10 protein-coding genes are annotated in these 12,108 nt (G+C 46.2%); all 10 read left to right on the top strand.

Annotation, left to right across the window (positions count from 1 at the left end; all coding sequences use genetic code 11):
• Nucleotides 1-102: 102 nt before the first annotated feature.
• From EIP75_RS23485 to EIP75_RS23440, 10 genes are read left to right on the top strand one after another with little or no spacing between them, the layout of a single operon-like run.
• Nucleotides 103-1,608: an oligosaccharide flippase family protein gene (locus EIP75_RS23485; RefSeq protein WP_125245619.1), complete on the top strand. Its 1,506-nt coding sequence runs from the start codon at nucleotides 103-105 to the stop codon at nucleotides 1,606-1,608.
• Nucleotides 1,605-2,765: a glycosyltransferase gene (locus EIP75_RS23480; RefSeq protein ID WP_125245618.1), complete on the top strand. Its 1,161-nt coding sequence runs from the start codon at nucleotides 1,605-1,607 to the stop codon at nucleotides 2,763-2,765. The genes EIP75_RS23485 and EIP75_RS23480 overlap by 4 nt, the downstream gene beginning before the upstream one ends.
• 3 nt (nucleotides 2,766-2,768) lie before the next feature.
• On the top strand, nucleotides 2,769-3,884 hold the full coding sequence (locus tag EIP75_RS23475) for a glycosyltransferase (RefSeq protein ID WP_125245617.1): 1,116 nt from the start codon (nucleotides 2,769-2,771) through the stop codon (nucleotides 3,882-3,884).
• Nucleotides 3,885-3,890: 6 nt separating this feature from the next.
• A complete protein-coding gene (locus EIP75_RS23470; protein WP_125245616.1) occupies nucleotides 3,891-5,321 on the top strand; it encodes an O-antigen ligase family protein in 1,431 nt (476 codons plus the stop codon).
• Between the two features lie 14 nt (nucleotides 5,322-5,335).
• Entirely contained in the window at nucleotides 5,336-6,631 is a 1,296-nt protein-coding gene (locus tag EIP75_RS23465) for a glycosyl hydrolase (RefSeq protein WP_125245615.1), read from the top strand.
• On the top strand, nucleotides 6,632-7,507 hold the full coding sequence (locus EIP75_RS23460) for a glycosyltransferase family 2 protein (protein ID WP_125245614.1): 876 nt from the start codon (nucleotides 6,632-6,634) through the stop codon (nucleotides 7,505-7,507).
• On the top strand, nucleotides 7,504-8,667 hold the full coding sequence (locus tag EIP75_RS23455; protein WP_125245613.1) for a glycosyltransferase family 4 protein: 1,164 nt from the start codon (nucleotides 7,504-7,506) through the stop codon (nucleotides 8,665-8,667). Before EIP75_RS23460 ends, EIP75_RS23455 begins: the two co-directional genes overlap by 4 nt.
• Entirely contained in the window at nucleotides 8,664-9,782 is a 1,119-nt protein-coding gene (locus EIP75_RS23450) for a glycosyltransferase family 4 protein (protein WP_125245612.1), read from the top strand. The genes EIP75_RS23455 and EIP75_RS23450 overlap by 4 nt, the downstream gene beginning before the upstream one ends.
• The gene (locus EIP75_RS23445; RefSeq protein WP_158622969.1) at nucleotides 9,775-10,992 is read left to right on the top strand and encodes an acyltransferase family protein; all 1,218 of its coding nucleotides are present in this window, start codon (nucleotides 9,775-9,777) and stop codon (nucleotides 10,990-10,992) included. The genes EIP75_RS23450 and EIP75_RS23445 overlap by 8 nt, the downstream gene beginning before the upstream one ends.
• Nucleotides 10,989-12,011, top strand: a complete 1,023-nt coding sequence (locus EIP75_RS23440; protein WP_125245610.1) for a glycosyltransferase — start codon at nucleotides 10,989-10,991, stop codon at nucleotides 12,009-12,011. The genes EIP75_RS23445 and EIP75_RS23440 overlap by 4 nt, the downstream gene beginning before the upstream one ends.
• The last annotated feature ends 97 nt before the right edge of the window (nucleotides 12,012-12,108 follow it).

Here is a 12,108-nt window from a genome sequence, read left to right as displayed (position 1 = left end):
GATTGCCGGGTTCAAGGCCTATGACCATTATGAGTAAAGGGCGCATTGCAGCTGCTTTGCAGCTGCCTGTACCCTCGCCAGACATGATGGTGGGCAGTTCATATGAGCTTGGCTGAGAAAAGCATTGTTGCATTGGGTTGGGCCTATGTCGGAATCGCGTTCAAAGCCGGCGCTCAACTCGTCATCCAAATTTCATTGGCACGGATACTCGGACCGCAATCGTTTGGTGAGTACTCTGCACTAATGATCTTCGTGACCATCGGCTGGTTGATCGCGGATTTCGGATTCGGCGCTGCCTTGGTCCAACGCAAGACGCTGACGAACGATGACATTGGCTTGGCTGTAGGGGCTGTGCTGGTACTTGGCTCGCTTATTGCCGCTGCCCTTTACTTAGTTTCGCCAACTCTTGGCGACCTTTTTGGGAACGCGCGTCTGGTGCCCATGTTGAAGGCAGCGTCAGTCCTAATCTGGCTTCAGGCTCTGTCCAACATTTCAATGAGCCTGCTACGCCGCAACCTTGACATGCGCAAGTATCAGCTTATTCAGCAGGGCTCCTACGTTGGCGGCTTTGGCGTTGTGTCGCTCTGCTTGGCACTTTACGGCGCAGGAGCGTGGAGCTTGTTGGGGGGGTATGCCGCCCAGGTAATCTCATGCTTGGTGTTAGGCTATGCAGCGACTAGGCATCCTCTTAAGCCTCGCTTTCGCGGGGACCCCGCTTTCATTCGCTTCGGTCTACAAGTGGCCATCACCAATATGGTCAACTGGGTGGTGGAGAACGTCGATAGGTTATTGGTAGGACGGATCTGGGGAGTAATACCGCTGGGGCTTTATACCGTGTCATTAAACCTGACAAGAGCACCCGTCTCAATGGTGGCAAGTGCGGTTCAATCAGTTGCGTTCGCTGCAACCTCACGAGGCCAGGAAAACACAAGCGGTGCAGGCGTGGCATATCGTTTGATGGTGATATTGCTGTCTTGCCTACTTCTGCCAAGCTTCATGATCATCGCACTTCACTCCGAATGGATTGTTGCAACGGTGTATGGCGACTCATGGATGGATGCTGTCCCTTACCTAAGAGCCTTTGCCGTGGCTAGTCCATTCATTGCATTGGCAGCGGTGACTGGCTCAATGCTGTGGGGGCTGGGCGGTGTCGGGGGAGAGCTCCGTGTGCAGCTAATTGTGGCGACAGCATTGGTCACGCTGTTCTGCTTGGCCGCAGATGCGCCCCTAAGTACAGCTGTTTGGATCATTCCCTTTGTGTATATGCTCAGGTTCGCACTCTTAAGCGCCACATTCTGCAAGATTACAGCCATGCCAATTAGTCAGGGCATGCGAGCTTTGTTGCCTTCCCTCGTCATTGCTGGTGTCGGCGTGGCTACTGTCGCAACAGTCCAGTTGGCAGTAATTTCCTGGCCTATCAATATGAAAGATCTCGTATCGCTAACACTTTCACTGGTGACTACTGCCACGGCAGCAAGAGTCGTATTTCCTCGCATGCTAGATTCAGAGATCAGAGCCTTAATCGCATCTTTAATCCCGCATTCGAAAATGGTAAAAGCTGTTAGTAAAATCGCAGGCCTACGATTTCAAGAAAAGACAGTCGCATGACGAAAAAAATACGCGTAGCAATTGACGGGTTCAGAATTGTTTGTGAGAGGAACACAAGCGGACGGGCATATGCCGTCGAGTTGATCGCTGCTCTTTCGTTGCGACCTGAGATTGAGGAGATTATTGTTCTGGTTCCTTGGGTCGACGATGCGCAGCTTGCCTCATTGGCGCACTTCCCCAAAATTTCAGTGCAATCAGCTAACATTTCAAAGCTTTTGGACCCGGCACGAAGTTGGTTCAGAAAGACCTATTGGATTCAATGGCTTATTCCCGGCCTGATTTCTAGGAAGAAAATAATATTTGATTGGTATATAGCTCCCTATCATCAATGTCCCTTGCGGCTAAGCAAGGTAAAGGTGCTCGCGGTAATTCATGATTTGTGTGGATTAAGAGCGGACTGCGGCTATCAAAAACGCTCTAAAGGTTATTGGAATCATCGATTTAATTTCTGGACAGCTATCAGAAGAGCAGATGTCCTCGTGCCGATATCGCAATTTGCCCGCAGGGATTTTATTGCCAATTATCCAAAGGCTGCTGGTAAAATCATTTCGGAGATTTACAATTCTGTAAAATCTCATACCCTTAGTGTAGACGCTGGTCTCGACGCACTAAAGTCAATTCAAATCGATAAACCGTTCTTCATCGCATTTTCGGCTACTGGGCCTCGTAAAGGTACAGATATCACACTTAGTGCTTATAAAAAATACAAAGCGCAAGGAGGGAAATCTGATCTAGTCCTCATCGGTGGTAGGGCGGGGATAGATTTCTGGAAGAATAGCGCAGAAGCGAAGGGCTTAATCGGCGTTCATTGGTTGCCGCATGTTACCGACTTGGTTCGGGATGCTCTATATCAGCGCTCGGTCGCATTACTTTTTCCTAGCCGTTGTGAAGGTTTCGGTTATCCAATCGTGGAAGCTCTTCGACAAGGGTGCCCGTCGGTGGCTTTAGAATACTCGCCTGCAAAAGAAATATTGCCAGATACTTTACCATTGCTCAAGTCTCTTGATTATCATGAATTAGAGCGGTTGATGTGGAAATATGACAGCCTAGCCTCTCAGAGAGATGCAACGCAAATAAGTTCGTTAATTCAGCATTCCCAGCGTTTTGCTGACGACACACTTGGCATCAAGTTTGTCACTGCTATGATCACCAGGTGACTCATGGCAATCCGAGTTTTGCACATTTTGAACGAGTTGAAACCTTCCGGTGCAGAGGTAATGCTTAAGGTCGCGGCGAAATTCTGGGAAGAATTTGATGTTGATGCCGACGTTTTGTCCACTGGTAGAGAAGTCGGAAATTTTGCTGCACAACTAAAAAACTCTGGGTATGGTGTCATACATCTCCCATTTGCAAAGAATAGCTTGATTTTCTGTAAGAGGTTGAAGGATATATTGAAGCCATATGATCTTATTCATCTTCATACGGAAAATGCAAACTTTACCATCGGGATGGTAGCACGATTAAGTGGTAAGCCTGTAATTCGAACCATTCATAATGCATTTGACTATAAAGGATTCATGAGGGCAATTAGGGCCGCTCAAAGAAAATTCCTGCGCTTGTGTGGTGTGATGCATGTCTCCATTGGGCCAACTGTAAGTGCAGTAGAGCGTGACGTCCTTTATAACCGTACCAGCTTAGTGCCGAATTGGTACGACGCCATTAATTTCAGTGCGCCAACATCTGCAGAAAGAGTCCTGGCAAGGCAAGAGATGCAGATTTCAGAAAGGGCCGTTGTTTTGGTTTTGCTCGGAAACTGCTCCGAGATCAAGAATCACATCGCGCTATTCGAAGCAATCGGACGAAAGAGTTCTCCCCAAACCCTGGTGTTGCATGTTGGTACAGGCACTCACGAAGACAGCGAAAAGTTAGTATGCGTTGAACGGGGGCTCAAGGATAGCGTACGATTTCTGGGCCGTCTTGAAAATCCCAAGACCGTGCTGCAGTGCGCGGACATTTACGTAATGCCTTCGCTCAAGGAAGGATTTAGTATAGCCGCGTTAGAAGCTATAGGTATGGGAATACCTTGCATCTTTTCAGATGTACATGGTTTGCGAGATCTTAAGGTTATGTTTGGTCAATCCTGTGTTTGGGAGCCTCCGACGTCTGACGGGATGGCGAAGGCGTTGGATACTCTACTTGACGAATTGGATAAATTTAAGATAGCAGCCCGTAATAGCGCTGCTCTCTGTCGTGAAGAGTTTGGGGCGAGAAGCGGGGCTAGCCGCTACGCGGCGATATATTTTCAGAAGCTCGGTTTTGCTGGCAAAGAAATTTAGCAACATATGCAGATAGTTATACCTTTACTCGCTGCAGTTTTTGCGCTTGTCGCCGCAATCGGACTTTGCTTTGGACTGTTCTGGACCTTCAATAATAAGGCTTCGCCTTGGGTTGGGTGGTCTCTAGTGACGTTGTTGTGCCTCGCCGCACTAGCGCTAACTTTGGTCGTGCCTTCACCATTCCAGTACTATGTCGCGTCTAGAGCAGGTGTGATATCAACACTTGCCGGGATGGGCTCGAAAGCTGTTGTCCTGGCCTTTTTGTTGGTTTCTGCTGTCGGGGCAGTATTGGCAGTAATTCAAAGAATGTCACACAATTCAGGGAAAGCTGTTCACCATTTTGATAACTGGGCGTTGATTTTTTGGGCGTCATTACTTTCAATAATTGGAGCTAGCCTATTGTCTGCTCTTTTCGGCATCGTGAAGGTCAGGCCGTGGTCAGGAGATTTTCGTAAAATACTATATTTTCCTGCGGCATTGATAATGGTGTGGCACTTTAGAGATGTACTTACTGTTGGTCTGCTGCAGCGTGGATTTCTTATCCTGGCCAATTTCTGCGCTTTAGTTTCTCTAGCATTGCTCCCAGTAGCATCCATTGCTGTTACTGTGCCAGGTACAGAGTATTTGCCTGGATTTAACTCTAGACTCAGTGGGGTTTTGGGTACGCCCACTACAACTGGGTTTATTGCGGCTTCTGCAGTATTGTTGTATATCTTTAGTCCTGAAATAAAGAGCAGGGCCCGAATATTCTGGATTCTTCTCAATTTGGCTACCTTAATTCTTGCCCAATCAAAAGCAAGTTTGGCTGCACTTTTCGCATTGTTTTTTGTGGGTTTGTTAATACGGCCTAATGGCACCGTCTCGCAGCGCGCCGTTGCAATGTGCGCTATTGGGCTAGGGTTGTGCGCTATGCCTTTCTTTCTGATGGATGCATCGTCAAGGCTTTCAAACTCCGCTGCTCAAGAGGTCGCAACCTTCAGTGGACGTATGCAGATATGGCAGATCACTTTAGACGCATGGAAGAATAATCCTATATTCGGTTTCGGCCCTCTACTTTGGGGGCCAGATTTTCGCAGAGACTATGCCCCTCCACACCTCTTTAATCTTGTGGGAATGGCGCACAATCAATTTGTGCATACTCTAGGTGAATCTGGGGTGATAGGGCTGCTCGCATTGCTTTTCCACATTTCTGTTGTTGGTTGGCTCAGTTTTGATGTCAGAAAGCAAGACGGCGGCGTATCGATGCTGCTGTGGATTTTTATTATTATAAGGTGCATGACCGAAGCTCCTTTCCTCAATCACACAATCTCGGCAAATGGAGTGGTTTTGTTGCTTCTATATAGACACCTTTTCTTAAAGGAAAAAAAGGTGGGCCTAAAGATTGTCACCGAGTGCAGAAGACCAGAAATGAACGCGCCGACTAAAGTTATTATTTAGAAAGGTGAGAGGCTATGAGTTTTGCGAAATACATATACTTAGCTTTCTCTATGCTCCCCGTCACTGCCTTTAGTCAGGGGCATGAGGTGAAACCTGAGTATTTTGGTATACACATCTTTTATCCAGGCGGAGAAAAGATAGATGCAAAAACTACGGCGAGTTCGATCCCGGACTATTTTGGCGCATGGCGACTGCACACTGCCCAGCGTCTTACATGGCGTGATATGGCTCCAGTGGCAGGGAAACAGCTAGATTTTTCGGTGGCTGACGTCTACATGGACATCGCCTCTAAATCAAAGATGAAGGTCTTGTGGACCTTGGGTAGCTCCACTCCTAAGTGGGCTGCAGCTGATCCCCGAGCAAAGGCACTCTCTGGCCAAGATGGCTCATCCTCCACACCAGCCAACGAGGGCGATTGGCTAGGCTATATTGAAGGAGTGCTGGGCCGTTACCCCAATCGCATTGAGGCCGTTGAGATATGGAACGAGCCTGATACTACAGATGACAGAGGCATTGGGCATTCGTACCATGGTTCTATGAAGCAATTGGTCCGGTTAACCTGTGCCACCTATAAAAAGGTTAAGGAGCTAAGTCCTAAAGTTCTAGTAGTAAGCCCTTCATTTACCGGCGACGCGCAAGTCGGCATGAGGCTAAAGAGCTTTCTTAAAATGGGCGGCGGACAGTGTATCGATGTTCTAGGCTTTCATTCATATGAATACCAAGGGACTGGACCGTTTCATTTGACCCGCCAAGTTCAGCAGGTTCAAAAAATCATACGGGAAGCGGGCATTGCCAAGATGCCGATATGGAATACTGAATTTGGTCTGCTTGTGCAAAATCTTGAAGATGAGGTGAAGCCAGCATCAAAATGGGGCGGATTGAACAAGGTGCACTCGGAAGTTGAGGCTGCTTCGCTTGCTACCAAGTATCTTATGTGGGGAGCAGTTTCTGGGCTTGACAGATTCTATTGGTTTGCTTGGGACAGCCGAACTATGGGACTTACACGAAAGAATAGACGGCAAATGAATATGGTAGGTATGGCAACGAGGGCGGTTGCAGTGTGGTCTACGGGGCAGAAGGTTACCGAGTGTGGAGATCGCCCGAAAATGGCAGTAGCGCAATGCAAATTTGGTGTGGCTAAACCGAATATGTTGATTGTCTGGCCGGAAGGCAAGTTTAAGATACCGGAAAATGCAGAAGCAACCACAGTGCTAGGCGAGATAATTAAAGGCCCTACCTCATTGTCTGGCAACGGGCTTCCATTAAGGATTTTGGGTGATGGTATATCGAAAATGGACGAGGTAAATTGAATGAGCAGCCGGCCTGTGATTTCAATAATGATGGCCTGTTTCAACCGAAGGCAAAAGACGCTGGAATGTTTGAGGCGGTTGCAACTTCTTGAGAATGAGCCAAATTATGTCGTGGATATATGGATTTTGGATGATGGCTCTACTGACGGCACCGCGGAAGCCATAGAAAAGGCCTACCCTACCGTCAACGTTATTAGACATGCTGGTGGCTTGTATTGGAACAGGGCCATGCATATGCTATTTTCACATGTTAGAGATTTAGGTCGTACGTCTTATTACGTATGGCTTAATGATGACACCATGCTACATAGTTCGGCACTTCGCCAACTGTTATCCGTGGCTGAGAATAATGGCGGACCCATCCAACAGATCATAGTGGTGGGAGCCACAATGGACAGTGAGACAAAAACGGTTACATATAGCGCTCATAGAAGAATATCAAGCTGGAAAACGCTTAAGACCGCCATTGTTGCACCAAGCTTAGATGTCCAAAAGTGTGACACTTTTAACGGGAATTTCGTTCTAATTTCTAATGGGGCTGTATCCGCCATCGGAGTACTTGACCCCTTCTTCGAGCACGGTATGGGCGATCTGGACTATGGATTGCGAGCGAGAAAAGCTAGGGTATTAATTTTGCTCGCACCCGGCTTCGTTGGAACATGCTCTAGAAATTCAACTCGCGGAACCTTTGAGGACGAAAGCCTCTCCCTCCACGGTCGTTGGTTAGCCATAAAATCGCCTAAAGGTTTGCCATTCAAATCTTGGTTTCGGTTTACTTTCAGGCATGGTGGGATTATGGCGCCAATTCTTTTTGCCTGGCCGTACCTGAGAACCGTGGCTTCAGCACTGAAGAATAAAAGGATTTTCGCCAAATGAAAAACATAGTCCTAATGCAGTACAGGCTTTTCCATTATCGAATGGGATTGTTTAATATGCTTCGGGATCGAGCGCGCGAGGCTGGGCTAAACATAATTCTTGTAGTGGGGAACCCCTACTCACGAGAGCTGGCCAAGAATGACGAAGGGCATCTGGATTGGGCTCATAAGGTTAAAAATCTTTATTTTCCTATAGGAGAAAAAAAAGATCTTTGTTGGCAGCCTGTCCCAAAGGAGCATCAGGCTGCGGATCTGATCGTTTTCATGCAAGAAAATAGGCTCTTGTCCAATTACTACTGGATTTTAAAGAGGTATTTTTTTAATGGGCCCAAAGTTGCATATTGGGGCCACGGCCGAGACTTTCAGACGCGAGCTCCAGGCGGGCTGCGTGAGAAGTGGAAGAATACAACTCTTAGATGGGTAGACTGGTGGTTTGCATACACAGATATTAGTAAGAATGAAGTCATATCTGCTAATTTCCCTGAAGCCAGAATAACTGTTCTAAATAACGCGATTGATGTTAAGTCGTTGCGTAGAGATTGGACTAATGCACTTCCATCTGACGTTGAGCGCGTGAAAGCGGAGTGCAACCTCAGAGAGAATTCTTTTGTTGGGCTTTTCTGCGGCTCCTTATATTCCGATAAAAAACTGGAGTTGCTGCTTGAGTCGATAAAATTGGTTCATGCGCGCAATCCAAATTTTAGAATGATCATTGTAGGTGACGGGCCAGACCGCCCATGGCTGGAAGAGGCCATTAATCCTTATGATTGGATTAAATGGGTTGGGGCAAAAAGGGGGGCTGAGAAAGCACTCTATTTCGGGGTGGCCGATATTGTTCTGAATCCAGGTTTAGTTGGGCTTCATGTACTCGATGCGTTGTCAATGGGGCTTCCTATGATCACAACATTAACAGCGCAACACAGTCCTGAGATTTCATATCTCGAAGCAGGAAAGAATGGGCAACTCACAGCGGAAAATGCGAGAAGTTATTCGGACGCAATTATTGAATTGATGGAAAACCCCCATTTGCTAAAGGTCATGTCAGACTACGCATACATTTCTGCAAATAAATATACCCTCGAGAATATGGTGGAGAATTTTGTTTCTGGGATGTGCAAAGCGGTCGGATTGGCTCCTCCATTGTCAAAGGAGCAGCAATGAAGGTTGCTGTTACGGGATTGCGTGGATTTCCGAATATCCAAGGTGGAATCGAAACACACGCCCAACATCTTTACCCGCTTTTAGTTGAACGAGGGGTAAACGTTACCGTTTTCGGAAGAAGCCCTTATTTAAGCAAAAAAAAGCAATCATATAAGGGCGTAACCATCAGGTCTTTACCTTGTCCTAGATTCAGTTCGTTGGAAACAGTTGTTCATACTTTCTTGTCGGTACTTTACTGCGGGCTCATTCTAAGACCTGATCTGATTCATATTCATGCAGTAGGTCCTGGACTTTTCACGCCATTGGCGCGAATATTAGGACTTAGGGTGGTATTCACTCATCACGGGGAGGATTATCATCGGCAAAAATGGGGTCGATTTGCTAGTCGTCTTTTACAGTTAGGTGAGATGTGTGGTTCGAAGCATGCGAATGCGGTTATAGCCATTAGTCAAGGAATAAAAAAATTAATTGAGGAGAAGTATCAGGTTGTGCCATTCTTGATTCCCAATGGAGTTGAGTTGAAGTCGATTCCAACCTCCTGTCAAGAGTTGGAGAAGTTTGGTATTAGGCCATTCCAATATATTCTTGTTGTTGGTAGATTAGTTCCCGAAAAGCGCCAAGATGACCTCATTTCGGCATTTTCTCAACTAAAGGAGGATAAGCAATGGAAGCATATAAAATTGGTTATCGTTGGTGCGGCAGACCACAAGTCTGACTATTTGCAGAAGATAGAGAAGCTAGCGGGAATAGTAGATGATGTTATTATGACGGGATTTCGGTCTGGAAAGACATTATCCGAACTATACCGATGGGCTGGCGTCTTTTGCTTGCCGAGCTCTCATGAAGGTCTTCCTATTGCATTGCTGGAAGCTATGAGTTCCGGCTGCCCTGTTTTAGCTAGTAACATTTCCCCTAATTTAGAGGTGGGTCTCAAGGAATCTGAATATTTTGAGCTCGGTGATATTGAGTCATTGAGAAATAGAATCGAAGCTGTTTTACTCAGAGGCCCTGAAAAATACGATTCTGAAGCTAATAGAAGCGTCGTAGCTAAAAGCTACGATTGGCGATCAATTGCGGCAGAAACATTGACTGCATACCAAAGAGCCAGTGAATAATCTAGTAACCTTGTTCGACTCAACTGTTCGTGTAGTAGACGTTCATGCAATCTATGCCGCCGCAATTTTCGGAATTGGGGTTTTTTTAGCATGGGTACTTACATTCTTAGAGCGTGTCAATGCTGATAATTCTCACATACCTGCTCTAGACGGATTGCGAGGATGCTGTGCCTTTTTTGTTTTTATCCATCACGCACTTTTTTGGCGCTCATATCACAGTAGCGGAATATGGGCTATTCCTGAATCATCCTTTTTTGTCTTTTTAGGTAAGGGCAGTGTGATCATTTTTTTTATGATCACGGGTTTTCTTTTTTTTGGGAAAATACTTCGTCAGCCCGGCCTAGATTGGTTAAATCTATACATAGGGCGATTCTTTAGAATATTTCCTTTATACATTGCTCTAATTTTATCTGTCTTGGTAGTGCTCACCTTGCTCGGGAGGGGTGGATGGGTGGGCATACGAGAGACTCTAATTCCCGTTTTAAAATGGGTGTTGATGTTGGGGGCTCCGGACATAAATGGCCTAAAGGACACAAAGCTTCTAACCGCTGGGGTTACATGGACCCTGACACGCGAATGGATGTTTTATTTCTGCCTGCCGGCACTAGCGCTCCTGGTATGGCGCCAGCGCTCCCCAGTGAACTTATTTACTATTTTTGGAATTGCTTTCACTCTCGTTTTAGCCACTAGGAGTTCCTTCGATTATTACTGGGGTTCATTCCTGATAGGAATGTTTTTCGCTTGGTTGAGGCATAAATTTGGGCTGATGTCCTGGGTGAACTCTAGGCCTGCTAAATGGTCGGTTGCGATGCTCCCAGTTATATTGATAGTCTCCTTTCCAAATCCATATAATGGGTTCGCAATTTTGGGGTTGGGTTTGTTTTTTGGCTTAATAGTGATGGGTGCGAGAATTGCTTTTCTCGAATCTGCACCAATGCGCCTTCTCGGTGATCTAAGCTACGGGATCTATCTCTTCCATGGAATTATTCTATTTGTGCTCTTTGGCGGTCTTCTCAAAGCCTCAACTAAGCCCTTAGAGAATTTTCATTGGTTATTTATTGGGTGCTTGGTCCCTATTCTTGTGATAATTTGTTACATTCTTCATGTTTATGTTGAATTGCCTGGTATGGCATATGCGAAGGTGTTTGCTGAGAAATTGAAGTCGGCGCGGACTTCAGTTATGAATGCGTTAACTAGGGCTCGTATATGAAATTTGTCATTGGTATTACATGGGACCCGCGTTTAGGATTTCGTTTCGCAGATGTCTTGGCTGATTGTTCAGGGGCGAATGTCGAAGTTATAGGCGCGCGATTTCCGCGTAAGCAACCTAGATTTGTAAAGTATTCTGTAGTCTGGCCGCTATATGTTTTGGTCTCTTTGCGACTTTTTATTAAAAGCTGGAGCTGCGATCGAGTCATTTGCTGGCAGCAGGCATATGGAGTGAGCCTCGGCTTCTTGTTCCACGCTCTTCAGTTTATCGGAGTACGCCCAAAAGCCAGCATTGATGTGTTGACGTTTATATTGACCCCGTCTAAAAGGCAAGGTTTGTGGCTTAGTGTTCTGGCATTTTCTCTATCTGCTGATGCTGTGAAGAAGGTTGTTGTTTATAATTTGGCGGAATATGATTTATATAAAAAATTATTCCCGAAAGTTGCGCATAAATTTGCTTATACTTTATATCCGGCAGCGGATGTTCCTGAAACATTCATTAGCAAAAGAGAGGTGGGTGATTTCTATCTGGCAGTTGGTCGGAGCAATAGAGATCACGAGTTTTTGAGGGATTATTTTCAATCTCGACAAAATAGATCATGTTACGTTTTGACAGACCAGAAATTGCAGTCAAAGTCAGGTAATTTTTTTGTTGTTGGAGGTGTCTTTGGTGATGAGTATTTTGATTATTTGAGGCGCTGCAAGGCTGTTATTATTCCTTTTTTGGATCCAACTGCCAGTTCGGGGCAGCTTGTATATTTGCAAGCTATGCAGCTAGGAAAGCCGGTATTGGTGTCTGTGTCGCGATGTTTGGAGGGCTATTTGTTGGATGGCGTCACGGGAATATATTTTGAAAAGACCTTTTCGGGGATGGACGTCGCCCTGGAGCGCGTTGAGAATAGTGCTTGGTACGCGGATGCGACTGCTCGTTGCGCGGCAGACTACGGCCTTAGATTTGGGTTTCTGAAGTTAGCAAGAGATTATTGTTCTATTTTGGCAGGAGTGTCCGTCGTAAGTTAGGAAAAAGCCGGCAATATTTAGAGGCTTCTTGTTTAGTTTGCCTCTGTCGCAGGATTCAATCGTCAAGAAACAGGTGGTAATGACCCAGTGAATTCCT

Origin of the sequence: Aquabacterium soli, assembly GCF_003933735.1 — a bacterium.
Classification (GTDB): domain Bacteria; phylum Pseudomonadota; class Gammaproteobacteria; order Burkholderiales; family Burkholderiaceae_C; genus Aquabacterium; species Aquabacterium soli.
This window is presented reverse-complemented; position numbering and strand designations above follow the sequence as displayed.

Excerpts from the sequence above, each read along its gene's own strand:
- EIP75_RS23485 (WP_125245619.1), top strand. The coding sequence starts at position 103 with ATGAGCTTGGCTGAGAAAAGCATTGTTGCATTGGGTTGGGCCTATGTC.
- EIP75_RS23480 (WP_125245618.1), top strand. The coding sequence starts at position 1,605 with ATGACGAAAAAAATACGCGTAGCAATTGACGGGTTCAGAATTGTTTGT.
- EIP75_RS23440 (WP_125245610.1), top strand. The coding sequence starts at position 10,989 with ATGAAATTTGTCATTGGTATTACATGGGACCCGCGTTTAGGATTTCGT.
- EIP75_RS23475 (WP_125245617.1), top strand. The coding sequence starts at position 2,769 with ATGGCAATCCGAGTTTTGCACATTTTGAACGAGTTGAAACCTTCCGGT.
- EIP75_RS23465 (WP_125245615.1), top strand. The coding sequence starts at position 5,336 with ATGAGTTTTGCGAAATACATATACTTAGCTTTCTCTATGCTCCCCGTC.
- EIP75_RS23455 (WP_125245613.1), top strand. The coding sequence starts at position 7,504 with ATGAAAAACATAGTCCTAATGCAGTACAGGCTTTTCCATTATCGAATG.
- EIP75_RS23450 (WP_125245612.1), top strand. The coding sequence starts at position 8,664 with ATGAAGGTTGCTGTTACGGGATTGCGTGGATTTCCGAATATCCAAGGT.
- EIP75_RS23470 (WP_125245616.1), top strand. The coding sequence starts at position 3,891 with ATGCAGATAGTTATACCTTTACTCGCTGCAGTTTTTGCGCTTGTCGCC.
- EIP75_RS23460 (WP_125245614.1), top strand. The coding sequence starts at position 6,632 with ATGAGCAGCCGGCCTGTGATTTCAATAATGATGGCCTGTTTCAACCGA.